Origin of the sequence: Devosia sp. XGJD_8 (assembly GCF_046614475.1) — a bacterium.
Taxonomy (GTDB): Bacteria; Pseudomonadota; Alphaproteobacteria; order Rhizobiales; family Devosiaceae; genus Devosia.
In genome coordinates this window covers 3206886-3232159 of sequence record NZ_JBKJHF010000001.1, presented here as the reverse complement: position 1 = coordinate 3232159, position 25274 = coordinate 3206886, and the positions used below count along the sequence as shown (strand labels likewise).

The following is a 25274-nucleotide window of genomic DNA, read 5'->3' as shown; positions in this document are numbered from 1 at the left end:
TCAACTTGCAGAGCTAATGGCTTGTTAACGAGCAAAGCCAAGATTAAATTATAGTTTGTTTAACGAAGGTTAACGGCTAAGATCGACGCATCACTTTGGAGGTGTCAGGATGGCGGACAAGAAAGACAAACAAGAGCGCCAAATCATTTTGGAGCACATGACCGTGGCACACATCGAACGGGCGGTCGTCGAGAAGCAGATGACAACGAACCACCTGAACCGTGCGATTCAGCAGCAATCCAACACACCCCCCAGCTCAGAGCCGAAAGTCACAGCAACAACTACTCCAACAACTGATAAGAAGTGACACAGGCCGACATCGATTGGTGGGCGGCCGCTGTAACCATTGTCGGCGGAGGGATCGCCTTGGTGGCGTTGTGGCTCTCCTGGTGGCAGTTGCGTCTTTCCCGAAAATCTACAGCGGTGGCCGCCGTCATGGCGGTACATGATTCAATCACCCAGGGTTGGAACGCGTGGCTGACCGCCCCCATCCAAAGTGACAAGGATTTTGCGTTCGGCAATTTGGTGAACGTGCTTGAAACGTCGTGCCTCGCGTACCGCGAGGATATGTTTGTTGGCCGGTCTAAGTCGATGCTACAACACTACCTGTCTGCCAACATGGATACGATTGACAAAGCGGGACTGGCCTCGCAGCTTCTGCCGTTATTTCAGAGTGCCAAGACCTTCGAAAATCTTGAGTGGTTTTACAAAAACAAACGCGTCTAGAAAAAGGCCCTGCTGGTGAGGCGGGGCTTTCAGAGACAGTGGCTTTACGTTAACCCAAGCTACTTGCCTTGCGGCGGCAATCAACTGCCACTGGATCGGCAAAGCCCAGTTTTTGTGTTGGTGCTTATTCTGTGGCGGCAAGGGGTGGCCTTTGTTTGCAGCGATCTCGTCTCCGCATTGAGTGCAACGATAAATGCCCGAAATGCTGATGCGAAAACCTGGCGGGAGCTTCTCATCGAAGGCGGCGCCGGTGCTTTGGACAAATTGTCCGGGGTATTTGTAGAGGGCCATGGTCTGGACTCTTTCATTGCCCTGGCGGCCCATCAGCGCACTACGTGTCGCCGAGGGCTGCCGAAAGGTTCCTGAGCGAGTTGACCCTGCCCGTCACCGCGACAAACGGATCGATGTCGCGGACCTCCTCTGCAGCGTCCAGCCCCGTGGCGCGTGGCGCGTATTCGGTTACGGTGCGAAGGTACTGTTCGAATCTGAGGATCGATCGGGCTAGCATGTCGCTGTCAGTATGTTGTTGGTCATCTGCGCCACTGCCTGCGGCAGGGCGGCTTCGTTTTCCGTATGGACCCCGGCCTGATCGAGCAGCGACAGCAGAACAACGTGCGCCCATATCACAGGGGTCTGGTCCTAGACTTCCTGCTGGGCAGGCTTTCCCTCTTCGTCAATGACGTGCTGATCGGGTTGGCGATTCGCTCAACCCCGGTTACCGTCTTCCCGGGCTGGGTTTCGGGGGAATGGATGAAACGAACAATCCTTGGTGTGGCGCTGGCGATGATTTTGCCGGCGCAGTCGTTCGCATTGACGGTGTTATGCGCCGAGAGCGGCTCGACGGGGTTCAACTGGCGCGATGGGAAGTGGGTGAACTCCGACTACGCTCTCGACCAGTATATTGTCCAAGACGTCAGTGAGGATCCTGAGCTGTCAGCCTACTGCGAATCCACTGAACCCACTGCTACGGCAAATGGGGCGTCGTACGCCGAGCGTTGCTTCAACCTTTCTGTTGTCGGCGAGGCGAAATCGTCGTTCTCGACCACTGAGTGCCGGACATTCTACGATGCCACTGGCGTTGCGGTGTCGGTGCGTTGCGGTAATTCGGTCTATCAGACCATCAATTTCGAACCCACAGGGGAGTTCGTGCTTTCACGAACCTTCGGCATCCCCGATTTTCAAGTACCAGCACCAGCGCAGCGCGACTCGCTGGTCCTGTCTGTCGGCAAGTGCTCGGTGATCGCGCCATGAGCTTGCTCGACGACATCATCAAAGCCATCACCGAGAGCGACGAGAAGACTTCGTCCATCCTCCGCAAGTGCCTGGTGCTGTCCTACAAGCTCAAAAACGACAGCCTGAAGTCATGGGTGTCGAAGGAGTTGAACGGGTACGAATATGAAGACCCCGAGATGCCCGACTACCGGAAGTGCGCGGCACCTGCCAAGGGCTTCTTCATCGGCGGGTTTGGTCGGAGCATCAATGATCAGCCCATACCCTCAGCCGTGCTCAAGGAGGAGCATCGCCACTGGGCCGAGCGCGCCAGGCTACCGCAGCCGATCGTCGCCTATGAGGATGTAGCGGGCGGCGAGAACCGCATCATCCCATGGCCGGCAAACCTAGTCCTTCAGTACCAGAGCAGCTTCTTCGACGGCGACCTTGCGTTGAACCGCGCCTGGCAGGAGATCCCGGGATCCGTCATGCTCGGGATCGTCGATACCGTGCGGACGCGCCTGCTGACGTTCGTGCTCGAGCTCAAGGAGCAGACTGTCGATGAGGACGTCGAGGTAGAGGCCCTGGCGCCGTCCACGGTGCAGACGCTGGTGCAAATGACGGTGATCGGCGGCACAAATGTCTTCGGCAACGTCGAGCAGTTCGCAGCCACCACCGTACAAGCGGGCGACATCGCCAGCCTCCGCGGCACACTGGCAGCCCTGGGCGTCGACCACCAGGAACTAGAAGCATTGGAAGCCGATATAGCCGCCGACAAGGCCGAGGGGCCGAAAAGCGTGGGCAAGCGCACGCTCGAGTGGATTGGGCGCAATGCCAATGCCGCCGGCAAGGGTGCAGTCAAGATTGGCGCCGATGTTGCCACGGCCGTCATGACCGAGGCCATCAAGCGCTACATGGGGCTCTAGGTCTTAGACCTGCTGTCCCGGCCGGCAGTTCCATGATCGCTGCTGTCCTTCTTTGAGCTGGTCGGCCGTGAGCTCTTTGGCCACTTCATCGTGCAGTTTGACGGCTTTGCTGTCTGTGCCAAGAACGGTGGTCGACTCGCCATGGGCGAAGTCATCGGGCACGTGATTGGTGCGGCCGCCAAGAGTATTATCCGCGACCAATCTGCCTCGATCCGTAGGGACGGCAGCTTTTGGGAATGCGCCTAGGGGTTCGGGATGACTGAAATGGGGCGCAAACCGGACCTGCTAGTGAACTCGTCAGCCACTTGTGGACAGCCTTGCACCTCATCGAAAAAAGTAGAATACTGAACTCAGTCGCGCGGTAGTTGGTAATCTGCGCAACAGGGGTAGCCTAGCGGCGCAGCAATATGCCGCTAATGCTCGCAGTGCGAGCTCTTCAGGACAATGTCGCCGCCAAGCGATTCTGAATGCTGCAGCTCCGATCTTTCACCAATTGTATGGTGACGGGTCGTGCTGCGTGCGCACCGTCACCTAATTAAGGAGACGACGATGCGTGATGTTGTTCATGCGGCGAAAAACGGCCAGTTAAGAATGGTCGACCCTGTTGAATTTCTATGGGAGTTGCAATGGGATCGGACGGGCTGCCAGCCCGGTACGCCTGGATGGCAGCTCAACAAGTTCCAATGTGATACGGTCCCGTGGCACCGAAGTCGTTTGGTGATCCTCTTGGACATCGAGCCCAATGGCAAGGGGATCAGGTTTGAATCCGCCGAGGGCGAAGGAAGGTTCTGGTCCACGCCCGGATTTTTGAAGCGTAACGGCTTTTCCTTTGATTTTGCTCACGAAGACTACACCCTAGAAGCTTTGGGTTCTTGGTTTTGGCCAACCACTGACGGGGATTGGGATAAGGTATTTTCGAAGGCGAAAATTCGCTAGCTAGCCTGAGCGCCAGGTGCTGTCCCGCAGTTAGGACAGCACCTTTTGCTGTCGGGACCTACAATTCAGCGGGTGAGCGTTCGGCCAGGACGCGGTACACCTGCATGCGCGAGCAGCCCACTTGCCTAGCGATGTACGACGGGCCAACCCCTTCATCCCATAACTGACGAATGAGGTCACGGTCCAGTCGGCGCTTGCCGCCCTGGTAACGGCCCTGCGCTTTCGCCTGCTGGATGCCTTCCCGCTGGCGTTCCTTGATGAAGCGCCGCTCCATCTGAGCCACCATACCCAGCACGGTCAAAACGATATGGCCCATCTCTCCTCGAGTAGAGACGTGCGGATCAAGCACCGTGACGAAAGCTTTCCGTTGCTCGCACTCATGGATGAGATTGAGAACGTCTCGAGTGTCGCGCCCCAGTCGGTCCAGACGCGCGACGACTAGTTCATCGCCAGGCCGTAAGAACTGGATCACGGTTTCCAGCTCGACGCGACCCTGGCGACTGCCACCTGATATCTTCTCTGATCGCACGATCTCGCAACCCTCGGCCTTGAGTTTGGCGATCTGTATTTCCAGGTCTTGGTCGGTGCTGCTAACGCGGGCGTAGCCAATTCGGGCCATGTGTCACCTCAAGGTTTACGCTTGAGGGTCGCACGTCACAAATAGTCGATGTCAACCCAGAGGTGACGCAGGTCTCGGCGGTCGCGTGACGTCACTTTGCGGTACGCCCTGATGTTACCGGCTGCGCTACCATCGATTGAAAGTGGTTAGACTGGCAGCTCACGACCCCATGTGAGACATCCCAGCGCTTAGAATTCTTCTCCAAAAGCGGACATGGTGCTATTGTCTGATTCTGGTGTTGTCCACGCCGCCCCCCTCCGCTGGGAAAGTAAATATCATACAGGGCGAGTAATGAACCCAGCCATTGTCCGGGCAAAAGCAAAAGGAGGGATTGCTGATAACGCTCGCATTGGAAGGGTACTATGAAGCTCTCAGCACCAATCTTTCATCTCAAACGCACGGCAAAGCAGCTCGCCCGTAGCCAGGGAGTTGATCTCAGTGATGCGCTTGATCGCGTTGCTGTTGCAGAAGGTTTTAGTAGTTGGAGCCTGCTTGCAGCGAAGTATGCGTCAAGTTCGTCTGCGGCCAAGCTATATGCTGGTCTGAAACATGGCGACGTGATGCTTATCGGAGCACGTCCAGGGCAAGGAAAGACCCTGCTTGCCTTGGAAATTGTGGCCGAGGCCATGAAGGACGGCAAACAGGGTATGTTTTTCACGCTCGAGTATACCGAAGCGGAAGTCCAGGCGCGTTTCGCGTTGATAGGCTTCGAGGCCGAACAATTTGGAGACGCTTTCAAACTCGACTGTTCGGACGATATCTGTGCGGACTACATCATTGCGAAGGCCGAGTCAGCTAGGCCTGGAACAGTGGTCGCGGTCGACTATTTGCAGTTGATGGATCAGAAGCGAACACACCCGCACCTATCCGAACAGATGTCAGCTCTAAGGTCCTTCGCGGATGACCGAGGATTGGTGTTTCTCATGATCTCTCAGATCGCTCGCACGTATGATCCTGTCGCGAAGCTCGTTCCCGATCTAACGGACGTCAGACTGCCCAATCCCGTCGACATGGCGGTGTTCACCAGAACGCATTTTATTGGCGATCATTCGTTGGCATCCGAAGCGGCTCATTAGTCCGCTGGCCCTGCCGCAGGCCAATGCGGCCTGCGGTTCTTATGTCGGCATTTGTGGGTAGCTCCCCAAAACCCGCTGGTCCGCATCCCACCCCATTTCTCCCACCGACTGCGGCTAAGCGGACTGGCAGGTTCGGGAAATCGAAAAGGCGGCATGACTGGCTGCATGGAGCGCGTTGGTGGGGGGCGGCCTCCGACCCGTTCTCGAAGTTGCCAGGATCAGAGCGAACCGACCGCTTCAAGAACACCAATGCCCCACTCTCAGGTCAAAGCGGCATTAGCGGGCACCCGCAGGTTGAGGTCCATCATAGCCGGGGGCGATTACAAAGTCCGTGACCGACAGCCCATCGCGAATAGACTTCGCAGAGGAGTATTCGGGGGAGTTGTAACACTCGCCAGCGGCCTGAGCTGATGGGAACTCAACCATTACTAACCGCGAACGCGCGCCTCCCTCGACTGCCTTGTGGTCCATGCCTCGAACGAGAAAACGCCCGCCGAACTTCCCAATTGGCGCTGCGTTGGCTGTCATGTAGGCCTTGTAGGCCTCTGGATCATTCACATCGACCTGCACAATCCAATAGCTTTTCATGGTGCGACCCTCCCAAGGTTGCGCGCGCAATTATTATTCCTGATCCGGTGCCAAAGCCATAGCTCCCCCCGCAAACTAAAGCCGGGCACGAGGAGGTTCAGGGGTTATAGCGGTGAACAAAAACCCGGTTGACCGAACGCTGCCACTGGTCCGTAGCGCGGCAAACTATCAGTTGTATCGCACCCAGTGCTTGGGGATCCTGCCATCCGCGCAACTTTTCGGATAAGCGGCGGAGTTGCTCGCTCCGACTAAATCTGGGCTGATCCCAACCCAGTTAAGTGTTCTGCTGCCCAACGGTTGATTGAATACAACAAACCGGCTCTATTACTTTCAAAATATGGGGGAAAGCATGCACCGGACTTTTGTCGTTGCCTTGGGCGTTCTGTTGCTGCCCGTTATGCCAGCTGCAGCAGACAACTTCGAGTTCACTGTCGCTGGTGAGCCGGGCCTGACTTTGAACGTTGTCGGCTATGATTCAACTGGGCGACAAATGTTCGAGGCCACCACAAGCAAGCCGGAACAGCGGGACGGTAAGGATATCTATATCGTTCGAGTCGACGAGAAGATCCTCAACAGCGCCCCCCTCTCTCGCTGGTGCGTCGAGGACCTAGGTGGAACTTGGTCGCTACTTGCCGACAAAGACGGCGCAACCGGTCTTTGCGACGACGATCCGAGCGAGACCCGGGGCAGCTATGGCTTCAAAGCTACGTCGGTACTTGGCGCGGCCGAACAGCCAGATGATGGCATATTGCCAGGGATGAGCGTCGCAGAGGCTTCGGCCTGTGTGCAAGAAAAGCTCAACCTGCTGGGCTTTGACGCCGGTTCAGTCGATGGCCAGATGGGCCGCCGTACATTCGACGCCGCCATAGCGTTCGCCACCGCGCAAGATGGCGACGCGTATCCCGAACTCAGCAATGAAACAGCAGCACAGTGGTGCGCGACCATGCTGGCAGCAATCGAAGGTGACGTGGCGAGGGGACCATCGGACGATCTGGCCCGCTATCGCTTTGGCCCCGACATTGAGGGCGCCATAGCGCGGGATACGCGCGCTGGCATCGCTGCAGTCGACGAATATTTCCGGAAGGTGTTCGGTGCCGCGCTGACGGCGCCAGGGACGATCTACGTCTCCTCTGACGCAGACTGGTTAGCCGACGCCTATGTCGCTCATCTCAAGGCGGGCCAGGGAATCAGAGGCGGCAAGGTCGAGTGGTTCTCGGGATGTCACGGAGGCGAAGCCGGTTACGGCTTCATGTTCATGTGTGCGAAGGCCGATGTGTTCAGCGGCGACTGGTTCGGTGCAGGGGTCCCCGCCCAGCGGAGCTTTGCTCTGGCGCACGAGTACTTCCACATGCTCCAGTACGAACGGGCTGTCGGCAGCCTGGCTGGCTGCTGCAGCGGGGTCAACACGCTGGAAATGCTGGGTCCGCAATGGCTAGTAGAGGGTGCGGCTGAATACATCGCTTTCCGCATGTTGGGTGACAACGGTGCGATGGATCTTCAGCGCGAAGTCGACTGGCATACACAAAAGGCGGGGGAAGTATCTACGCCCCTTGTGAAGATGGAGACGCGTGAGGGCTACTACGCCGAGGAACGAGCGTCATCGTCAGGCATGATTGCCGCGCACCTCCTCGCTGAGAGTTCCGGGCTTGCATCTTTGGCACAGTTCTACGACGAAATCGGCGCCGGCAAGGATTGGGAGGTGGCATTCCAAGACGCCTTTGGCCTCACGCCGGCGGAATTTTATGCCTCATACGATAGGCAGTTGGGCAAGTCCCCGAACTTGGCGCAAGGAAGTGATGGCGCACTGGTGGACAGCTCGGCAAAGTGCGTGCAGGCCGCCTTGAATGAACTTGGTTTTGATGCAGGGTCCGTCGACGGGAAACCAGGCGCCCAGACGCAGGCAGCGCTTGATGACTACAGCGCCGCCCACCCCGGCCAAGCAAGAATGCCAAGGGTCGACAACGCTATCGCTCAGAACTCTTGGTGCCTCTATTTGAGCGCTAATCACGACCTCACGGAGGAGGTGAAGACCATGGCCGACGAGCTTGCAGGCAAGGCTCGCTTCCAGGTCGCCCTGAACATCGATCCTGACGCACCATTTAGCGTCACCTTCGTAGATGAGGCGACGCGCCAAAATGTCTACCAGTTCGCTACGCCGGTCGAGTACCTGACCTCGTCCGAACGTTTTGTCGGCGCGAACTACAGTGACATCAGGGACGCAGAAACTATCTGCGTCGTTATGATGGAGGGTTGGGAGGTGATCGGCCAGGATGGCAAAATCTATCCCTTGAGTTGCACCCGACTGGCTTTCGAAATGTTCTCTACCGTCGAGCCACACACCGGAAGGATTCCTGAGCTGACGATCAATGTGCGCGCGCCGAGTAAGGGGAACGGGCTCCAGTGAAAGCAAAGACAGTCTGCCTAACTTGAGGTAGGCAGGCTGGAGACCACCCTCATTGGAGCAGACAAATTGCGCTAAGCAACATCTATAGGCACGTGAGAGCACGGCAACCAGCGCGATGGCTGCAAAAAGCGTCTCATCTCCAACTCCACTTTGCGAGCTGGGAAGTTGGCCTGGCGCTGGACATCGGGAACCAGTCCATAGACCGGCTACCTCCCGAAACTCGGTTGGTGGGATTGGTGATCGTCGCGTCCATTCGCGGCCAGGCTTGCCTCTGTTTGCGACGCCGCTGAAAATGCCACTGCCCTTTTTCGTCTCAAGCCCTCAACGCGACGGAACGATAATCAGGAACAGCGCTGCGACAAATAAGGCGCAGAACAGCTGTGCAAAGTGATTTCGGCGTTCTGCCGGCGGTGAGGTGACCGCGAGGAAAGCGAATCCAAGGACTGAAACGGTGATAATGGCGTAAACTGCTGGGATTGCTATGACTTCCGACTGGGTCGAAGGAAGCTCTTGGGCAATGAAAGACTGAGGTTCCTCCAACCACAAGGGTTGAAAATGTTCCTCGGCTGCCCCTTCACTTGCTCAGATCAAGAGCCGCATAGCATGCCGTTCCCCCTATCTCGGGGTGCGTTGGCCGGAAGGTTGGACGTCCCACTGAACAAAATGTAGAACTCCGCCATCCCGTCGCAAGGGCTCGACAGAAATAAAGCCGCTCCGCCAATCGAGGAACGTCCGCTGTTCTGTCCGACGATCCAGAAGCGGACTGTCAGCAACCCACTCCATTTCGGCCCTCCGCGGGTCATTCATAATCGGCGCTACACGAGCGTCGCAGACCACCATGTGCCATGTTCTAGCCGGCGCGGGCGCGTGTTTGCTTGACCGTAGGGTCATACAGGTACTTGTCAGAGAGCTCGTCACTTAGGCGATCAGCGACGGCTTGCATCGCCCCCACGGGACCTATCCCCGCGCCACTCGCACGCCGTATTCTGATCACGGGCAACGGAGGCGATCAATGACGAGCGAGCCGAGGAATAGATCTGCGCACTATCTGAAATGGGCTGGCTGCGGCGATTGCGGCGACGGCAGGTGCGGCCTACTGGGCTGGTGAGGCGCCTGGCGTGACGTTGGTGGTGGCGGGCTTGATCAGTGCTCTTGTGCACATCGCGGCGGTTTGGATCGTCCGACAGTCGTAGGGCCTTATGAAAAACGAGCCAGCACAGACTTCCGCATGCTCGCATATTCCTCGGCGTCGAGAATGCCCTGATCGGCCAGTTGCTTCAGTCGTGCCAACCGCTCAATAGTATCCACTGCGGTCGTCCCCGCAAAATGGACCGCTGTTGGTTCAAGCTTCACACCGACGAGGTCATTGACGAAGATGTTGAGGCCGCTTTCGCCGCCGTTGTTCCCGGTCGGGCTTTTGTGCACGGCCTGCAACGCCCAAACCAGCGCACCGAACCAGCCGATGATGGTACCGCCGAAAGCAAGGCAGAGCACCGCTATCGCCCATCGGTTTGGGTGCTGACGCCGGAAGGCGATGTAGGCTGGAATGAACAAGATGATCAGGCCGACCACGATCAAGACTGACGACAATGCCAGCTGGAGCAACAGGGACCCCATCATATCTGGGTGTCAGCGCTCTGCGCGAACGCCGGTGTCGAGGTCAGCAAGGTTGGGAAGGCGGCAACCCAACCTTGCTGACGGCGCAGCCGTTGCGGCCTGCCCCTAATCAATTGGCAACTCGTGCCAGCAGGTTCGCCTTCATGCTGGCAAACTCTGCATCGTCAATGGCCCCTGAGGCCCTCAGGGCCGCAAGCCGCTCAAGCCGTTCGATTACCGCCCCCTCATCGCTGCTGAGGCCGCTTACGGGGCGGACAGGGGGCATGGGGCTCGACTGGGGGGCAGGCTGCCGGGCATGCCGTTCAAACGCCGCCATATCGACCTGCCTGTAGCTATCTCGATGGAAAGCTGGATTGGTATCAGCACCGGCCACAGGCTGCCCGTACTGGTTAGGTCCCGGCCACGGCGCGCGGCAGCTGCAGCACAATGCCAGCACCACCACGGCCCCGATGATCGGCACCAAGCTGATCAGTGACCACCACCCACTCCGCCCGGTGTCATGCAGCCGTCGGGCGGTCACTGCCCAAACCGGGATGACGTGGGCGAGGCCGATCAGCGTGGTGAAAACATTGGCTTGAGGGTTGCCAGCGGCGACGTCAAGGAACGCGCCCACGACCAGGGACACGAAGAGCATCAGCATAAAAAGCCAAAACTGTCGTGGCGTTGATCGCCCTGAAAAGTCGGCGTAGCGCCGCATGCCGTCGAAGTAAGCGTTCAAGTTCGATTCCCTGTGCATCTAAAAACACGTCACGTGTCGTCGTTCATTTTTCGACTTTGGCGGTCAAATGACCCGTCCTTAGTATTCCCCGGCCAGCATGATTGTGAGCACGCGTCGGGTGGCCACCGGGTCGGCAGGGTCAGTGCTGAGCGTTGCCATCGTCTGGTCGTAGTAGTCGATCTTCCACATGATGCGGTGCTCGCCGACCTGGACCACGGCACAATCGTGTTCGCCGTAAGGGTCATTGTCAGGGGTGAAGTCCACGAACTGTCGCACCGCCGCGAGCACCTGCTCGCGCTCATCCGCCCGGAGCGCAGCCACACCGGCGGTCATTACAACCGCGCCGCCGATGCCGGTGGTCCGTAGGGTGTCATTCAACTGGCAAGTGCCGGCCGAAGTATCTGGGTCAGCCTCGATCATAGCTGGCGCTCCTTTGAAGGTGCGGGCCGGTCATTGACCGGCCCGCAAAGCCTCAGGCCGTGACAGGGCGGGACGGGTGCATCAGGGCAAGCTCGGTGATCGGTCGAACGAGCGAAGGCTGGTCGTAATCGCGCCAGCGCAGGTTGACCAGATGACCCTCAATGTTCGTCACGACCGCCGCCCACCAGCCTTCCTCGGGTGACTCATTGGCGAGCACCACGCTGCCGACCACGATGCCGGACCAGTCGGTTGGCATGGTCAGTGGCGCGGGCTTGCCGCCGGGGTTGGCAGCTGGGGCCTTGCTGTCGCCAGCGCCGCCCTCAGCCTCACTAGGGGCGTCCTCCTGTTTGACCAACCGCAGGGGCCGAACCTGGTCCTTGAGGGGAACGTGAGCGATCAACTGGTCGTACAACGCGCCCTTTACGAAGGGGACAAATGCCCGGCCCGAACTGAAGATCTTCCCGGCGGGCAGCCGGTAGGCAAGGGCTCGCTGCTCATCGGTTATAATTGGCAAAACCATCATGCCCATCGCGGCGGCAGCCGCTCTGGCCTGTAGGATCTGATCGGCTGTGAAAACCGACGCATGTGCTTTGGCTGCGTCGTCTCGACCAAGAACAATGATGCTTGGCATTTCAGTGGCGGGCTCGAGGTCGAGGGCAGGGTGGGCGTTCAATTTAGGCATTTCATGTCTCCACAAAGCAGAATGCCCAAGGGGTGAGCCTTGGGCATTCGATGACGCAGCAACAACGCCGCGACCATGTAATAATATTACATTACAAATCAGTCGTCTAGTCGGTCATTGTTCTTTTTGGTTCAGTAGAATTGGCACGCGCTGAAGGTGAGCATCTCAAATTTGTAAGTCAAATATTGAGCCAGCTGTCTCAGCTATTTTCACGTCGACATCTACGTCCAGCAGCTTGGCGAGCTCAGGCGTCATCTGTATGCGAAGCTTACCCTTTCGTGTCCTCGTCACCAGCCAATGATCCCGACCAACAGCATCTATCAGCATGAGTATAGCCTGAGAGTGGCTGACGACGCTCTCAGACATTTCAATCGGCATCAATTCCTCCAGAAAGCGCAGGTGAGCCATGGAAATTGGCGCTGGTGAGAACCGCTCCGACAAAGTGTCAAGGGCAGCATTTCTTATGAGGCGCCATGTTTCTTCAGACTCTGGCTCACCGTCGGAATCGAGCAGGGTTGCAATCGTCGAAGCCAAATAGGCGGCATGGAAATTGTCGACCTTGATCGGCTCAGAGACGGTCCAGGCAAACCTATCCAAAAAGGCGATGAGTTTATAAACGTCGGAGATGTAGTGCATTCTTGTTTCCTCGTTCAGGCGAAGGAGCTCGCACCCACCCTTTACCCACGACCTCCATGCCCATAATTGGTGCCCGCGGTCGCCTCCTGAGACCCCCTGCGGGTGTGGATTTCACTACGAGTGCGGGGCAGCACGAGCACGTCGTCGCTGGTGGCGCGTCCCCGCCCCAGCGACTTCAGCGCATAGTCGAAAGCGTTCTCCGGCGTTTCGTAGACGCGCTGCACGTAGATCCGGGCGATGGCATGACCTGGGCCGGAGTAGCGGGTCTTGTTCTGGTCTAGCCAGAGATTGAAAGGTAGGTCTAGCCGAGTATTAGGTGGGCTGAGCGCCGGGATATGCATGTGCGCCCCGTTGTTCACCCTTGCGTCGGCCAAAGTCGTCTTCAGGAGCTTCTGAACCGGGAAATCGGGGCACGTGATCCAGAGAGGGAGGCTAAGTAGAGGCATTTCTTTAGGGCGGCGGAACATCCGTTGGACTACAATCGAATAGAGGTCCTCGACGGCACGGTCCATGTTGCGTGCGACTGCAGCCGATGATCCTGTTAGCGGGTTGAACATGACCGTGATCACGTACGGCTCGAAGCCGAGTTCGATCCGGTCCATGCACATCTGAACGTATGCGGCGTGTACGACATGCTGGTGTTGGGTGGGCATAGCTTTGCTCCAGCTGCCCGATGATGAGCAGCGTTATCTCGAGGTTGAAGTGGCCAGTGGTTCGGCTAGTGGTGATGGTTCCTGACTAGGCAGGGCAGTTGTGTTTGTCTGGTGCGGTCAGGTTGACCGGTTTGAACGATGTTCAGGTACACCACGCCCATATGCCGGGCTCGGATCGAGTTCCGGCATTGAACGTCTGATGAGGCAGGGGTGCTTGGCGGAGGCACATCCACATGGCCAGTACCGACTGCAAATACTAATTGGCTTTACCGACAAAGGCCCGATGCCGCGCCACCGTCAGCGCCGCGGCCTAGTCGCATTGGCAAACGTCTCGTCTAGCCGGACTTTTTCGGCTTTACCTTGAGCGCCTTCACTTCGAAGGAGCACCCGCCGCCGGCAAGCACCTTGGTGATGATCGCGTACGTTTCGCCAACTTTGAGATTGGGCAGGCCCTCCAGGAAGTTCAACTGGGTGGCCTTCCCGTCGACGGTCTCTGCACGACGCGCGGACGCGTCCTTGGGTGGTGTGGACTGCTGGGGCGGGTTGCTCGACCTGGGAGTAGTAATAGTACGAGCAGGCTTGCCGGGGGATGTCTTCGTAGCATTGGGGCCGGCCCGGCGCAGTTGTTCGGCGCGGCGGCCGCAGATTGCTCGTATGGTCGCCTCCCCTTTCACCATGTCCTCTACGATCTTCGAGTTGCTGCGTCCTTCGTATTCGAGCTGCTGCAATGCCCGCCAATAGTCACTTGTGCGCTTGGTGGCACGGTTTGCTCGACCGAAATATATCTGTAGCGCGAACTTGGGAGCAGCCTCCTGTTCGTCCATTTTCGGGCGACGCCTAGGGTGCTCCTTCCAAAGCGGATGACTGAGAAACTCTGCCCAGGTCGCAGGCGAGGCGGTCCGCAGCGAGAAGCCCCTCTGAACGGCGTCGATCAACGCGTCTCGGCTAAACTCAACAGCAGCCTCATCTACAAGACTCGCAAAATCCCATAGAGACACGACCGACTCGATGACGCCCATGTCTGCCGTATCGTTGGACAATGGATTCTTCCGCGCTGCGGAACTATCAGACTTTGACGGAGCCATTACTTCACCTCACTGGTGCTACGAACGAGGTGGTCCTCTTCCCATGCCTCGATATCGGAAAGGCGGTAGCGGACCGTCCGGCCAAGTTTGACAAACGGAATACCGCCCCCCTTCATCCGGTCAGCCTGAAGAGTTTTGATAGAGCGCTGCTGCCGGTCGGCAAGCTGGGTCTCGGTCAGAAAAATCGCATTGGTGCTCACTTTGAGCTCCTTTCTGCGAAGCGGAAATCGCTAAGCGAAGATCCTTTACCGACGCCAAACGAGCGTCCTCATCGCGGTACTTGCACCAAAAAACCGTTGCAAACACACGATAAATCCGAACATCCGTTAAACGGATGGTAAACGCGCGTTGGACCTTCTAAGCCCAAGGGAAGCCACGCGTCGAGTGCGAGCGATCCGTTTAACGGACTATTGGAACGTCGCCGAATGCGGTACTCTTCGGCGAATATCGGGGAAGACGGGCTTTGGCTTCGCTAAAGAAAAAACGTAAAGCTGATGCGGCAGCGTTTCTGGCCGCCCGCCACTATTACGCAGTGATCCCGGACATCGAAGAACGCATCAAACAGCTCACGGAACGCGTCTGGACTCCCGCGCGCGATGACCAGAAGATCGAACTTATCGCCATCGCCTATGCGATGCTGCTGCTCTATCGAAGGGATGCGACCATGATCGCAGGTCTAACGAAGCCCGGCAGACGAGGTGTAGATCGATCTGACCCGGCGCGCGTATTCGTCGAAGCCCTGTACTTCGATGAGATCAGCGAAAGCGTGCCGCGCACTAAGCTGTTAAGTCGCTGGACGATGGCGGTTCGCTACCTGGATGAGAAAAAAATGAAACCTTCGGAGGTCGAGGCGTTGGCTGCCGTCAGGGGGGAGGGAATTGATAAGTGGTCAAAGGCCCATGCCAAGCAGCGCCAGGCCGACCGTTTACTCAAGTCCGGGTCGGCGACGGTGAGGACAAAATCAGCGCTGGTAACGATCAAGATCGGGGACGACGCGACGCAGAAGTGGAAAGTGGCAGACGCTAGTCATCTGGCAGCGATCATCGTCAAGCTGAAGACCGTTGGTGAGGTGATCCCCCTTCAAGCTCCAACACCGTCAAAGCCCGGCTAGTCTTCAGCTTTGGTGGATGCCTTCGCCATTGCAGCCATGGCTTCGCCGGTTTGTTCCCCGTAGGCGCGTAGGGCCTCGACTGCATGGTCGGCGTACCGAAGTGTAGTCTGAGTGGATTTATGCCCGAGCAAGGCACCCACCTGCGCCAGCGATAGACCGCCCATGACCGACCAGGATGCAAAAGTGTGGCGCAGAGTATGAAGGGTTGCCGATGCGTCAATCTCTGCAGCGGCGCGTATCTGATGCCAAGGCCGCTGCAAGGATAATGGCGATCCCTCCTTCGCACCTTCATATAACAGCTTGTCCGGCGCTCCGCGCTCAAGTGCGGACAATGCCAAAACAACCTGGGTACCGTAGGGGATCACCCTGGATCCGGTCTTGCTATCGGCCAGCCGAAAGCAGTTTTTGCCTTCGTCCACGTCACGCCACCTCAGGGTCATCACCTCGCTATAGCGCATACCGGTGTAGAGCAAGACGCGAATGGCCGCCGTCGCCTTGCTGCTCACGACCTGGGCCTGATCAGCGACGTCGAGTTGAGTGATCAATCTGCCGACCTCGGCTTCATCAAGGAAACGATCCTTGCGATGTTCCTTATATTTTCGGATGCTGGTGGCGGGGTTGTCGTCTCGCAGGCCCCATTCTTGCGCGCAGCCGAACATCTTAGATGCCAGCGCGACGACGCGGTTGGCGATACCTTCGCCCCCTCGGACGATGCGCCGGCCGCGAGGTTTCGCCTTCAACTCGCGCGCAGTTTTGCCCTCTCGAACAGCCACCTTCATGCGATCGATGTCCTGTCGCGTGACATCTCTGACGCGCATTGATCCCATGATCGGGATTACGTGGTTGTCCAGGTTTGCCCGATCCGTTTGGACGCTCCGGGGTTTTTTATGGGGCACGGCATATTCAGCGAGATACCGAGTTGCCAGCTCCGCCACTGTCCCTGAGGCCCTATCATTCTGACGCTTCTGACTAACATCCTCTCCGGCAGCTGCCTTTGCCAGCCATTGGCGAGCGATCTGGCGGGCCTGGTCCACAGTGAGGGGGCCGTGATCTCCAACTTTGGGGCGGCGTTGTTGGCCACTGGACGTTCGGTAGTACACAAAGTAGATGCGTTTCCCCGCTGGCGTGACCTTGACGCCGAAGCCAGGAACTTCTGTGTCCCAAAGTATGACGTCAGGCGCTTTTTTGGGTTTGCCAGTTTCGTCAATAGGCGGAGTGGCAGGGGTGATCGCCTCGACGACCTTCTTCGTTAATTTGACGCGCATATTGGACAGTCGTTTAACCGGCTAGGTAGCAAACTAGGTAGCAGTGTAGCGGGTATTTGGTCGCAATGCGAGGGAAGTGACAGGAATGGGAGAATTCAAAAGCCTAGCAAATCCAGGGCCGTGTGGTACTATGTAGTAGTCGATAGGGCTCACGCACGCGAGGGTGCTGCGGAATCATAATCCGTGTGTCCCCAGTTCAAATCTGGGCTTCGCTACCATTTCAAACCCCCGGGAAACCGGGGGTTTTTTGTTTTCTGGCCCCTGTCCTATGGGATGCGACGCGGCGGCTGCGCGGGGTGCCTTTGCCTGTTGCGGCGGGAGACTATCGGGGAGACACTGCCAAGTTGGGGCACCAGACGGCGGCGACGCGCCGGCGGAGTTCATTCCGGGGAGCAGTGCATGGCCGATGGGAATGGCGGTTTCGTCCTCACGCTCAATGGCGGTTCGTCGAGCCTGAAATTCGCGCTCTATGCGGCCGGACAGGCGGCGCCGGACATGCGCGGGCAGTTTGACCGGCTGGGCCGCGCCGGTACCACATTCCGGGTGCGGCGGGCGGAGGGGCGGCAGGAGGAATTGCCTGTCGAGGCCAAGGATCATGCGGGCGCGCTCGCCTATCTGTTCGACTGGCTCGACACGACGATGGCGCATGCCCGGCTCGTCGCAATTGGCCATCGCATCGTCCATGGCGGGCCGCGATACCGCAGCCATAGTGTGGTGGATGATGCGCTGGTCGAGGAACTTGGGCGCATCGTGGACTATGCACCCGAACACCTGCCGGCCGAGATCGCGATGCTGGAATTCTGTCGCGAGCGGCATCCGGGCGTGCTCCAGGTCGCCTGCTTCGACACCGCGTTTCACCGCGACATGCCGGCCGTTGCGCGGCTCTTGCCGCTGCCGCGGCGCTTTGCCGGGGTGGAGCGCTATGGCTTTCACGGTCTCTCCTACAGTTTCCTGCTGCAGGAACTGGAACGCTCATTCGGCCAGGACGCGGCCCGGGGCAGGCTGATCCTGGCGCATCTGGGCAATGGGGCCAGCCTTGCGGCGGTGCATGGGGGACGGAGTGTAGATACGTCCATGTCGTTCACGCCGGCCGCGGGCATTCCGATGGGGACGCGGACCGGCGATATCGATCCTGGCCTCGTTCGCTACCTGGCCAAGACCGAGGGGATGGATGCGGAGGCATTCGACCGCATGGTCAACCATGAGTCGGGCCTGCTCGGGGTTTCCGGGACAAGTTCGGACCTGCGCGAACTGCTGGCTGCGGAGGGGAGCGATCATCGTGCGGCCGAGGCGGTGGACCTGTTCTGCTACCGCGTCAGGCAGGCGATAGGCGGGTTCGCGGCGGTGCTGGGCGGGGTCGACCGGCTCGTCTTCACCGGCGGGATCGGGGAAAATGCGCCGGTGATCCGCGAACGGGTCTGTGCCGGGCTGGAATTTCTCGGAATTGCGCTCGATCAAGGTTTCAACGCGCAAGGCCGTGCAATCATCTCCAAGCCTTCCAGCGCGGTGCCTGTCCATGTGATGGCAACGGACGAGGAGGCGATCATCGCCGAAGCCGTCACTGCCCATCTGCAGCAGGAGAACCTTGCGTTATGACGCCCCTCAATCCCGAGCTTCTGAGCAGGATCGACGCCTATTGGCGCGCCGCCAACTACCTGTCCGTCGGGCAGATTTACCTGCGGGACAATCCACTGCTGCGCGAGAAACTGACGCTGGCGCATGTCAAGCCGCGGCTGCTCGGGCACTGGGGCACGACGCCCGGGCTCAACTTCATCTATGTGCATCTCAATCGCATCATCCGGGAGCTGGATCTCAATGCGATCTATGTCACCGGACCGGGGCATGGCGGCCCGGGCCTGGTGGCCAATACCTATCTCGAGGGAACCTACAGCGAATTCTACCCCGAAGTCAGTCAAGACCTGGCGGGCCTCAAGCGGCTGTTCACCCAGTTCTCCTGGCCGGGCGGCATACCCAGCCATGTGGCTGCCGAAGTTCCCGGTTCGATCAACGAGGGGGGTGAGCTGGGCTATTGCCTGATGCATGCCTATGGCGCCGCGTTCGATAATCCGGACCTGGTGGTCGCCTGCGTGGTGGGCGACGGGGAGGCCGAGACGGGGGCGCTGGCGACGAGCTGGCACTCCAACAAGTTCCTCAACCCGGCGCGCGACGGCGCGGTGCTGCCGATCCTGCACCTCAACGGCTACAAGATTGCCAGCCCGACCATCCTGTCGCGGATCAGCCATGAAGAAATCGAGGCGCTGTTTCGCGGCTATGGCTATGCGCCCCATTTCGTCGAGGGCAGCGACCCCGAGGAGATGCACCAGAAGATGGCGGCGACGCTCGATGTCGTCATGGCCGACATTCGGGCGATCCAGGCGGAGGCGCGCGCCAATGGCTTTTCCCGCCGGCCGGCCTGGCCGATGATCGTGCTCCGCTCGCCCAAGGGCTGGACGGGGCCCGCCGAGGTGGATGGCAAACCGACCGAGGGGTCCTGGCGGTCACACCAGGTGCCGCTGGCCAAGCTCGCCGAGGATCCGAGCCATCTCGCGGTGCTCGAAACCTGGCTGCGCAGCTACCGGCCGGAGGAGCTGTTCGACGAGGGCGGCCGGCTCGTTGCCGAACTGGCCGACCTGCCGCCGCGCGGAACGCGCCGCATGGGCGCCAACCCGCATGCCAATGGCGGCCTGCTGCTCAAGGACCTCAAGCTGCCGGACTTTCGCGACTATGCCGTTGACGTGCCGGCGCCGGGGGCGGTGGTGGGCGAGGCAACGCGCCATGCCGGGCAATTCCTGCGCGATGTCCTGCGGCTCAATGACGATGCTCAGAATTTCCGCGTCTTCGGACCCGACGAAACCGAGTCAAACCGGCTGGGAGCGGTGTTCGAGGCCACGGATCGCGTGTTCACGGGGGAACTGATCGCCAGCGACAGCCAGATATCGCCCAATGGACGGGTCATGGAGGTGCTGAGCGAGCATCTCTGCCAGGGCTGGCTCGAGGGCTACCTGCTGACCGGCCGGCACGGGTTTTTCTCGTGCTACGAAGCCTTTATCCACATCGTGGATTCGATGTTCAACCAGCATGCCAAATGGCTCAACGTCTCGCGCGAGATACCCTGGCGCAAGCCGATCGCCTCGCTCACCTATCTGCTGACGTCCCATGTCTGGCGGCAGGACCACAATGGCTTCAGCCATCAGGATCCCGGCTTCATCGATCACGTGATGAACAAGAAGGCGGATATCGTCCGGGTCTATCTGCCGCCGGACGCCAATACCCTGCTTTCGGTGGTCGATCATTGCCTGCGCAGCCGCGACTACATCAATGTGATCGTGGCGGGCAAGCAGCCGGCGCCGCAATGGCTGGATCGCGACGCCGCAGTGCAGCACTGCACGGACGGTGTCGGGGTGTGGGACTGGGCCTCGACCTGCGGCGAGGCGGAGCCTGATGCCGTGATCGCCGCGGCCGGCGATGTGCCCACGATGGAAGCGCTGGCGGCGACCATGCTGCTGCGGGAGCATTTTCCCGAGCTGAAGCTGCGCTTCGTCAACGTGGTCGACCTCATGACCCTGCAGGCGCCCAGCCAGCACCCGCATGGCATCGACGATGCATCATTCGACGCCATGTTTTCCAAGGCGGCGCCGGTGGTCTTTGCCTATCACGGCTATCCGGCGCTGATTCACCGGCTGACCTATCGGCGCACCAACCACCAGAACTTCCACGTGCACGGCTTCCAGGAAGAGGGGACCACCACGACGCCCTTCGACATGGCTGTGCTGAACCAGATCGACCGCTTTCACCTGGCGCGGGCCGTGGTCGATCGCGTGCCGGGGCTGGGGGCCCGGCGGGCCGAATTCTCGGCCTGGGTCGAGGCGAAGCTGGCGGCACATAACAGCTACATTCGCGAAAATGGGGAGGATATGCCGGAGGTCCGCGGCTGGGCGTGGCGGTCGTAGGGTCTAGCGACCCTTGCGGGCGCGCCAGTCCGCAAAGGCCAGGGCGTGCTCTTCCCTGGTGCCGGGGTAGAGGCCGATGATCGGCACGCCGGCCTTGACCTGTTCGACCACGAAATCCTCATAGACCGTCATTTCGACGGCCTCGCCGGCGACTTCGGCGGCGATATGCTGGGGAATGACGATGACGCAGTCGGCGTCGCCAACGATGATGTCCCCGGGAAAGACCGCGACATCACCGCAGGCCACGGGGATGTTGAGGTCGAGCGCCTCATGCAGGGTGAGATTGGTGGGGCTCGAGGGGCGGTTGTGATAGGCGGGGATATCGAGATCGCCAATGGTCGACGCGTCGCGGAAGCCGCCATCGGTGACCACGCCGGCGACGCCACGCACCATCAGGCGGGTGACCAGGATATCGCCGGCGGAAGCGGCGCGCGGGTCCTTGCGGCTATCCATGACCAGCACATGGCCAGCGGGGCAGGTTTCGACGGCCACGCGCTGCGGATGCGCCGGATTGCGGAATTCGGACAGCTGATTGCGGTCCTCGCGCGCCGGGATATAGCGCAGGGTGAAGGCCGGGCCGACCATGTTGCGCCCCTTCGGCCTGATCGGGCGAACATCCTGGATGACCTGGTTGCGCAGGCCGCGCTTGAACAAGGCGGTCGCCAGGGTGGCGACCGAGACCTGCATCAGCTTCTGGCGGGTGGTTTCGTCCACGGCGGTCTCCTTGTGCGCCTCAGGTGAGGGCGTTGTCGGCGATGAAGGCGTCGAGCTTGGCCTGTTGCGGGGTGGTGAGCGGCCAGGCGGAGGGTGGCCGCGTGGGGCCACAATCGCGGCCCAGGGCCAGCAGGGCGGCCTTGACGCCGGTCACGTTGGTGCCGTTCATTTCCTCGGCCCGGATGTCCTCGAAGGCCTTCATGCCGGCGATCAGGCGATTGGCACCGGCATAGTCGCCGGCCTCGAGGGCGGCGTGGATCGCCACCGAGCGCTCCGGCCAGACATTGATCAGGCCGGAGGTGAAGCCGCGGGCGCCCACGGCATAGAAGCTCGGCGCCCAGATTTCGGCCAGGCCGCCGACCCAGACAATGGAGGGGTCGCAGGCGGCCTTGGCCTCGGCCAGTTTCATCGGATTGGGCGTGGCCCATTTGACGCCCTTGACGCCGGGCACGGCGCAGAGGTCGGCAATGGCGCGGGTGCCGATAGTGTCGTTGCGCAGATAGATCATCATCGGCAGGCCGCCCGAGGCATCGGCCACAGCTTGGAGATAGGCGACGATGCCGCGCGGGGAGACGAAGGGATCGGGCGGCTGGTGCACCATGAGGGCGGTGGCACCGGCCCCGGCCGATTCCCGCGCCAGCTGGCAGGCGTCGCGAATGCCTCGACCGACGCCCGCCAGGACGGGGGCGCGACCGGCCACGAGGTCCACGACGGCGCTGACCATGGTGCAGGCTTCCTCGGTGGTCAGGGCGTAGAACTCGCCGGTATTGCCGTTGACCACCGGCATGTGGAGGCCGGCGGCGAGGGCGCGGTCGAGGATCGGGGCGAGGCGCGCCGGGGCGACGTCGCCATCTCCGTCATAGGGGGTCACCAGGATTCCGGAGATGCCGGTCAGCGCCTGGTCCAGCGTTTGCGTCATGGATATCGCCTCAGTAAATGTCAGGTTCGCCAGCAGGGCGGCCGAAGTCGCGCTCGAGGAAATCGAAGTCGCAGCCCTTGTCGGCCTGGGTCACGTGGCGCGAATACATCCAGCCCCAGCCGCGCTCGTAATGGGGTGGCGGTGGCGTCCATGCGGCACGGCGGCGCTCGATCTCGTCGGCCTCGACGAGCATGTCGAGGCGGCGATTGGGCAGATCCAGCTGCACGATATCGCCAGTGCGCAGCAGCGCGAGAGGCCCGCCAATGTAGGATTCGGGCGCCACATGCAGCACGCAGGCGCCGTAGGAGGTGCCGGACATGCGGGCATCGGAAATCCGCAGCATGTCGCGATGGCCCTGCTTGATCAGGGCCTTGGGGATCGGGAGCATGCCCCATTCGGGAAAGCCGGGACCGCCCTGCGGGCCGGCATTGCGCAGCACCAGGACATGATCGGGCGTGATGGCGAGTTTTTCGTCATCGATGGCCTTCTTCATCTCCGGATAGCTGTCGAAGACCAGTGCGGGTCCCTGGTGGTTGTGGAAGCGGGCGTCGCAGGCGGCCGGCTTGATGACGGCGCCGTCGGGGCAGAGATTGCCGCGCAGCACGGCGAGCGAGCCTTCGTGATAGACCGGGTTGGATAGCGGGCGGATGACATCGTCATTGTGGACCTGCGCGTCCTTGATGCCCTCGCCCAACGTCTGTCCGGTCACGGTGAGGCAGGAGGTGTCCAGGCGATCGGCGATCTGTTTCATGAGGCCCAGCAGGCCGCCGGCATAGTAGAAATCCTCCATCAGATAGTCCTTGCCCGAGGGGCGGACATTGGCGAGGAGGGGGGTGACGCGGCCGAGGGCGTCGAGGTCATCGAGGGTCAGATCCACCCCGGCGCGGCGCGCCATGGCGATCAGGTGGACCACGGCATTGGTCGAGCAGCCGGTGGCCATGGCGACGATGGCGGCGTTGCGGATCGAAGCATCCGTGACGATGCGGTCGGGCGTCAAATCCTCCCAGACCATGTCGACGATGCGGCGGCCGCAGGCGGCGGACATGCGCATGTGGCTGGAATCGACGGCCGGAATGGAGGAGGCGCCGGGCAGGGTCAGCCCCATGGCGTCGGTGATGGCGGTCATGGTCGAGGCCGTGCCCATGGTCATGCAGACGCCGGCCGAGCGGGCAATGCCGCTCTGCAGCCCGCGCCACTGCTCGTCGGACACGTTGCCGGCGCGGCGCTCATCCCAGTATTTCCAGGCATCGGAGCCCGAGCCGAGGGTGGTGCCGGCATAGTGGCCGCGCAACATGGGGCCAGCGGGCAGGTAGATCATCGGCACGCCGGCGGTTATGCCGCCCATGACCAGCCCCGGCGTGGTCTTGTCGCAGCCACCCATCAGCACGACGCCATCGAGAGGGTGGGAGCGGATCATCTCTTCCACTTCCATGGCCAGCATGTTGCGATAGAGCATGGAGGTGGGTTTGGTGAAGCTCTCGTCCACTGACAAGGCCGGCATGGCGAGGGCGAAGCCCCCGGCCTGCGCGACGCCGCGCTTGACGTCCTGCAGGCGCTCGGGGAAATGCCCATGGCAGGCATTGATCTCGGACCAGGTGGTCAGAATGCCGATCACCGGCTTTCCGGCGTAGTCAGCCTCGTCATAACCCAGCTGGGCCAGGCGGGAGCGATGGCCGAAGGTGCGCAGGTCGTCCGGCGCAAACCAGCGTGCGGAACGGAGGTCATCGGGGGATTTGCGCCTGGTCGTGGTCATGGAGCGCCTCGGGTTGGTGAAGCTATGTATGCGCTAACATTTGGGCCTGTCAACGCGGGCGCACAGTTCTTCATGTGGTAAAGTACAAGGCTTGTTGACGAAGCGGCGGCAGCCAGCGAAGGATGCTGGATACGCATTCATGGATGCAGGGAGCATGATCGAGGCATGAAGAGCCGCGCCAGAAAGCCGGGGGACGGTCGTCGCGCTGCGGGCGGCAATGTCACCATGGCCGATATCGGTCGCCTGGCCGGGGTGTCGCAGGTGACGGTGTCGCGGGCGCTGTCGGCTCCGGCGAAGGTATCGCCGGAGACGCTCGAACGCATTCGGGACGCGATCAGGGTGACCGGGTTTGTGCCCAATGCGGTGGCCGGGGCGCTGGCATCGAACAAGAGCCGGCTGATCTCGGCCCTGGTCCCCTCGGTCACCAACATTGTCTATGCCAGCATGCTGCATGCCTTCTCCAACATCATGCTGGGGCATGGCTATCAGCTGATGCTCTCCGAAACCGGCTTCGACCCGGAGCGGGAGGAGGCGGCTATCAGTGCGCATCTGTCGAGGCGTCCTGACGCCCTGCTGCTCACCGGGATCCATCACAGCGCGGGTGCGCGGCGCATGCTGCTGGCAGCGGGGATTCCCGTGGTGGAGGTCTGGGACATCACCGAGACACCCATCGACTGCTGCGTCGGCTTCTCGCATGGCGCAGCAGGCGTGGCGGCAGCCGAGTTCGCGCATGCCGCCGGCTATCGGCAAGCCGTGACCGTTACGGCGGGGGACGAACGGGCGATCCGCCGGCGCAATGCCTTTGTCGACCGCTTCCGCCAGCTCAGCGGCGGTGACGTCATGGGGGTCGACTTTGACAGTACGGCTACGCTGGGGGCAGGGCGCCAGGCGCTGGTCGACCTACTGGACCGCGGCATGCCGCGCGGCTGCCTCGTCTTCTGCAGCTCCGACCAGTTTGCCCAGGGCATACTGGTGGAGGCGCGTGCAAGGGGTCTCTCGGTGCCCGGCGACCTAGCGGTGATCGGGTTTGGTGACCAGGAATTTGCCGCTCATCTCGATCCTGCATTGACCAGCATCCGGGTGGACCGCGACGTGCTGGGGCGCGTCGCGGCCAATGCATTGCTGGCCCGGTTCGAACGCCGCGCCGATGTCGAAGCGGTGCATGATGTGGGCTTCGAGATCATCCGGCGCGCCTCGGCCTGAACTTGTGACGGCATTATTGCCGCCTGCGGCCGCGGTATTGACGTCGAATGAGAAAAGGTTTTAC

The 25274-nt window shown here is 60.6% G+C and carries 27 protein-coding genes; 11 read left to right on the top strand and 16 right to left on the bottom strand.

Annotated features, from left to right (window positions below):
- Positions 1-109 precede the first annotated feature (109 nt).
- Complete coding sequence (locus ACLI1C_RS15425; protein ID WP_411398146.1) at positions 110-307, top strand: hypothetical protein; 198 nt, start codon at positions 110-112, stop codon at positions 305-307.
- Positions 304-726: a hypothetical protein gene (locus tag ACLI1C_RS15420; RefSeq protein ID WP_411398145.1), complete on the top strand. Its 423-nt coding sequence runs from the start codon at positions 304-306 to the stop codon at positions 724-726. Before ACLI1C_RS15425 ends, ACLI1C_RS15420 begins: the two co-directional genes overlap by 4 nt.
- Before the next feature lie 331 nt (positions 727-1057).
- On the opposite strand, the gene ACLI1C_RS15415 is transcribed toward ACLI1C_RS15420, so the two are convergent.
- A complete protein-coding gene (locus tag ACLI1C_RS15415) occupies positions 1058-1234 on the bottom strand; it encodes a hypothetical protein (RefSeq protein ID WP_411398143.1) in 177 nt (58 codons plus the stop codon).
- A 65-nt stretch (positions 1235-1299) separates the two neighbouring features.
- On the opposite strand from ACLI1C_RS15415, the gene ACLI1C_RS15410 reads away from it, so the two are divergent.
- Together ACLI1C_RS15410 and ACLI1C_RS15405 are read left to right on the top strand one after the other, a co-directional pair.
- The gene (locus tag ACLI1C_RS15410) at positions 1300-1977 is read left to right on the top strand and encodes a hypothetical protein (RefSeq protein ID WP_411398141.1); all 678 of its coding nucleotides are present in this window, start codon (positions 1300-1302) and stop codon (positions 1975-1977) included.
- Positions 1974-2861 carry a hypothetical protein gene (locus tag ACLI1C_RS15405; protein WP_411398140.1) on the top strand — a complete coding sequence of 296 codons (888 nt, stop codon included), beginning with the start codon at positions 1974-1976 and terminating at the stop codon, positions 2859-2861. Before ACLI1C_RS15410 ends, ACLI1C_RS15405 begins: the two co-directional genes overlap by 4 nt.
- A 3-nt stretch (positions 2862-2864) precedes the next feature.
- Here ACLI1C_RS15405 and ACLI1C_RS15400 read toward each other — a convergent pair whose 3' ends face one another.
- Positions 2865-3062 (bottom strand): hypothetical protein, encoded by a 198-nt coding sequence (locus ACLI1C_RS15400; protein ID WP_411398138.1) that lies wholly within the window; start codon positions 3060-3062, stop codon positions 2865-2867.
- Between the two features lie 348 nt (positions 3063-3410).
- On the opposite strand from ACLI1C_RS15400, the gene ACLI1C_RS15395 reads away from it, so the two are divergent.
- Positions 3411-3797, top strand: a complete 387-nt coding sequence (locus ACLI1C_RS15395; RefSeq protein ID WP_411398136.1) for a hypothetical protein — start codon at positions 3411-3413, stop codon at positions 3795-3797.
- A 58-nt stretch (positions 3798-3855) separates the two neighbouring features.
- On the opposite strand, the gene ACLI1C_RS15390 is transcribed toward ACLI1C_RS15395, so the two are convergent.
- The gene (locus ACLI1C_RS15390; RefSeq protein ID WP_411398134.1) at positions 3856-4416 is read right to left on the bottom strand and encodes a recombinase family protein; all 561 of its coding nucleotides are present in this window, start codon (positions 4414-4416) and stop codon (positions 3856-3858) included.
- Between the two features lie 362 nt (positions 4417-4778).
- Here ACLI1C_RS15390 and ACLI1C_RS15385 point away from each other — a divergent pair, with 362 nt between their 5' ends.
- Positions 4779-5492: a DNA helicase gene (locus tag ACLI1C_RS15385; protein ID WP_411398132.1), complete on the top strand. Its 714-nt coding sequence runs from the start codon at positions 4779-4781 to the stop codon at positions 5490-5492.
- A 276-nt stretch (positions 5493-5768) separates the two neighbouring features.
- Here the strand turns inward: ACLI1C_RS15385 and ACLI1C_RS15380 are convergent, their stop codons facing one another.
- Entirely contained in the window at positions 5769-6080 is a 312-nt protein-coding gene (locus tag ACLI1C_RS15380; RefSeq protein WP_411398130.1) for a DUF1330 domain-containing protein, read from the bottom strand.
- Between the two features lie 349 nt (positions 6081-6429).
- Between ACLI1C_RS15380 and ACLI1C_RS15375 the strand changes: the two genes are divergently transcribed.
- Positions 6430-8484 carry a peptidoglycan-binding domain-containing protein gene (locus ACLI1C_RS15375; protein ID WP_411398128.1) on the top strand — a complete coding sequence of 685 codons (2055 nt, stop codon included), beginning with the start codon at positions 6430-6432 and terminating at the stop codon, positions 8482-8484.
- Between the two features lie 1197 nt (positions 8485-9681).
- On the opposite strand, the gene ACLI1C_RS15370 is transcribed toward ACLI1C_RS15375, so the two are convergent.
- From ACLI1C_RS15370 to ACLI1C_RS15335, 8 genes are all read right to left on the bottom strand, one after another.
- On the bottom strand, positions 9682-10089 hold the full coding sequence (locus ACLI1C_RS15370; RefSeq protein ID WP_411398126.1) for a superinfection immunity protein: 408 nt from the start codon (positions 10087-10089) through the stop codon (positions 9682-9684).
- A 121-nt stretch (positions 10090-10210) separates the two neighbouring features.
- On the bottom strand, positions 10211-10819 hold the full coding sequence (locus ACLI1C_RS15365) for a DUF805 domain-containing protein (protein ID WP_411398124.1): 609 nt from the start codon (positions 10817-10819) through the stop codon (positions 10211-10213).
- Positions 10820-10897: 78 nt separating this feature from the next.
- A complete protein-coding gene (locus ACLI1C_RS15360; RefSeq protein WP_411398123.1) occupies positions 10898-11239 on the bottom strand; it encodes a DUF3768 domain-containing protein in 342 nt (113 codons plus the stop codon).
- A 52-nt stretch (positions 11240-11291) separates the two neighbouring features.
- Positions 11292-11921, bottom strand: a complete 630-nt coding sequence (locus tag ACLI1C_RS15355) for a hypothetical protein (protein WP_411398121.1) — start codon at positions 11919-11921, stop codon at positions 11292-11294.
- 165 nt (positions 11922-12086) lie between these two features.
- Positions 12087-12557: a hypothetical protein gene (locus tag ACLI1C_RS15350; RefSeq protein WP_411398120.1), complete on the bottom strand. Its 471-nt coding sequence runs from the start codon at positions 12555-12557 to the stop codon at positions 12087-12089.
- Between the two features lie 41 nt (positions 12558-12598).
- On the bottom strand, positions 12599-13159 hold the full coding sequence (locus tag ACLI1C_RS15345) for a hypothetical protein (RefSeq protein ID WP_411398119.1): 561 nt from the start codon (positions 13157-13159) through the stop codon (positions 12599-12601).
- Between the two features lie 386 nt (positions 13160-13545).
- Complete coding sequence (locus tag ACLI1C_RS15340) at positions 13546-14250, bottom strand: hypothetical protein (protein WP_411398117.1); 705 nt, start codon at positions 14248-14250, stop codon at positions 13546-13548.
- A gap of 44 nt (positions 14251-14294) precedes the next feature.
- Positions 14295-14495, bottom strand: a complete 201-nt coding sequence (locus ACLI1C_RS15335; RefSeq protein ID WP_411398115.1) for a helix-turn-helix transcriptional regulator — start codon at positions 14493-14495, stop codon at positions 14295-14297.
- A gap of 263 nt (positions 14496-14758) precedes the next feature.
- Between ACLI1C_RS15335 and ACLI1C_RS15330 the strand changes: the two genes are divergently transcribed.
- On the top strand, positions 14759-15406 hold the full coding sequence (locus tag ACLI1C_RS15330; protein WP_411398114.1) for a hypothetical protein: 648 nt from the start codon (positions 14759-14761) through the stop codon (positions 15404-15406).
- Here ACLI1C_RS15330 and ACLI1C_RS15325 read toward each other — a convergent pair.
- Entirely contained in the window at positions 15403-16671 is a 1269-nt protein-coding gene (locus ACLI1C_RS15325; protein WP_411398112.1) for a tyrosine-type recombinase/integrase, read from the bottom strand. The genes ACLI1C_RS15330 and ACLI1C_RS15325 overlap by 4 nt on opposite strands.
- 399 nt (positions 16672-17070) lie before the next feature.
- On the opposite strand from ACLI1C_RS15325, the gene ACLI1C_RS15320 reads away from it, so the two are divergent.
- Both ACLI1C_RS15320 and ACLI1C_RS15315 read left to right on the top strand, forming a co-directional pair.
- Positions 17071-18267 (top strand): acetate/propionate family kinase, encoded by a 1197-nt coding sequence (locus tag ACLI1C_RS15320; RefSeq protein ID WP_411398110.1) that lies wholly within the window; start codon positions 17071-17073, stop codon positions 18265-18267.
- Positions 18264-20621, top strand: coding sequence for a phosphoketolase (locus tag ACLI1C_RS15315; protein ID WP_411398109.1), 2358 nt, complete (start codon positions 18264-18266; stop codon positions 20619-20621). Before ACLI1C_RS15320 ends, ACLI1C_RS15315 begins: the two co-directional genes overlap by 4 nt.
- 3 nt (positions 20622-20624) lie before the next feature.
- Here ACLI1C_RS15315 and ACLI1C_RS15310 read toward each other — a convergent pair whose 3' ends face one another.
- From ACLI1C_RS15310 to araD, 3 genes are read right to left on the bottom strand one after another with little or no spacing between them, the layout of a single operon-like run.
- Positions 20625-21335, bottom strand: coding sequence for a ribonuclease activity regulator RraA (locus tag ACLI1C_RS15310; protein ID WP_411398108.1), 711 nt, complete (start codon positions 21333-21335; stop codon positions 20625-20627).
- A 19-nt stretch (positions 21336-21354) separates the two neighbouring features.
- A complete protein-coding gene (locus ACLI1C_RS15305) occupies positions 21355-22254 on the bottom strand; it encodes a dihydrodipicolinate synthase family protein (RefSeq protein WP_411398106.1) in 900 nt (299 codons plus the stop codon).
- A 10-nt stretch (positions 22255-22264) separates the two neighbouring features.
- Positions 22265-24007: an L-arabinonate dehydratase gene (gene araD, locus ACLI1C_RS15300; RefSeq protein WP_411398105.1), complete on the bottom strand. Its 1743-nt coding sequence runs from the start codon at positions 24005-24007 to the stop codon at positions 22265-22267.
- Between the two features lie 165 nt (positions 24008-24172).
- Between araD and ACLI1C_RS15295 the strand changes: the two genes are divergently transcribed.
- Complete coding sequence (locus ACLI1C_RS15295; RefSeq protein ID WP_411398103.1) at positions 24173-25210, top strand: LacI family DNA-binding transcriptional regulator; 1038 nt, start codon at positions 24173-24175, stop codon at positions 25208-25210.
- Positions 25211-25274: the final 64 nt, after the last annotated feature.

What these genes read in the sequence shown, in the direction of transcription:
- ACLI1C_RS15380 (WP_411398130.1), bottom strand. Translation starts at nt 6,080, where the DNA reads ATGAAAAGCTATTGGATTGTGCAGGTCGATGTGAATGATCCAGAGGCC.
- ACLI1C_RS15360 (WP_411398123.1), bottom strand. Translation starts at nt 11,239, where the DNA reads ATGATCGAGGCTGACCCAGATACTTCGGCCGGCACTTGCCAGTTGAAT.
- ACLI1C_RS15355 (WP_411398121.1), bottom strand. Translation starts at nt 11,921, where the DNA reads ATGCCTAAATTGAACGCCCACCCTGCCCTCGACCTCGAGCCCGCCACT.
- ACLI1C_RS15345 (WP_411398119.1), bottom strand. Translation starts at nt 13,159, where the DNA reads ATGGACCGGATCGAACTCGGCTTCGAGCCGTACGTGATCACGGTCATG.
- ACLI1C_RS15410 (WP_411398141.1), top strand. Translation starts at nt 1,300, where the DNA reads ATGGACCCCGGCCTGATCGAGCAGCGACAGCAGAACAACGTGCGCCCA.
- ACLI1C_RS15325 (WP_411398112.1), bottom strand. Translation starts at nt 16,671, where the DNA reads ATGCGCGTCAAATTAACGAAGAAGGTCGTCGAGGCGATCACCCCTGCC.
- ACLI1C_RS15395 (WP_411398136.1), top strand. Translation starts at nt 3,411, where the DNA reads ATGCGTGATGTTGTTCATGCGGCGAAAAACGGCCAGTTAAGAATGGTC.
- ACLI1C_RS15375 (WP_411398128.1), top strand. Translation starts at nt 6,430, where the DNA reads ATGCACCGGACTTTTGTCGTTGCCTTGGGCGTTCTGTTGCTGCCCGTT.
- ACLI1C_RS15390 (WP_411398134.1), bottom strand. Translation starts at nt 4,416, where the DNA reads ATGGCCCGAATTGGCTACGCCCGCGTTAGCAGCACCGACCAAGACCTG.
- ACLI1C_RS15305 (WP_411398106.1), bottom strand. Translation starts at nt 22,254, where the DNA reads ATGACGCAAACGCTGGACCAGGCGCTGACCGGCATCTCCGGAATCCTG.
- ACLI1C_RS15350 (WP_411398120.1), bottom strand. Translation starts at nt 12,557, where the DNA reads ATGCACTACATCTCCGACGTTTATAAACTCATCGCCTTTTTGGATAGG.
- ACLI1C_RS15385 (WP_411398132.1), top strand. Translation starts at nt 4,779, where the DNA reads ATGAAGCTCTCAGCACCAATCTTTCATCTCAAACGCACGGCAAAGCAG.
- araD (WP_411398105.1), bottom strand. Translation starts at nt 24,007, where the DNA reads ATGACCACGACCAGGCGCAAATCCCCCGATGACCTCCGTTCCGCACGC.
- ACLI1C_RS15315 (WP_411398109.1), top strand. Translation starts at nt 18,264, where the DNA reads ATGACGCCCCTCAATCCCGAGCTTCTGAGCAGGATCGACGCCTATTGG.
- ACLI1C_RS15405 (WP_411398140.1), top strand. Translation starts at nt 1,974, where the DNA reads ATGAGCTTGCTCGACGACATCATCAAAGCCATCACCGAGAGCGACGAG.
- ACLI1C_RS15295 (WP_411398103.1), top strand. Translation starts at nt 24,173, where the DNA reads ATGAAGAGCCGCGCCAGAAAGCCGGGGGACGGTCGTCGCGCTGCGGGC.
- ACLI1C_RS15320 (WP_411398110.1), top strand. Translation starts at nt 17,071, where the DNA reads ATGGCCGATGGGAATGGCGGTTTCGTCCTCACGCTCAATGGCGGTTCG.
- ACLI1C_RS15415 (WP_411398143.1), bottom strand. Translation starts at nt 1,234, where the DNA reads ATGCTAGCCCGATCGATCCTCAGATTCGAACAGTACCTTCGCACCGTA.
- ACLI1C_RS15425 (WP_411398146.1), top strand. Translation starts at nt 110, where the DNA reads ATGGCGGACAAGAAAGACAAACAAGAGCGCCAAATCATTTTGGAGCAC.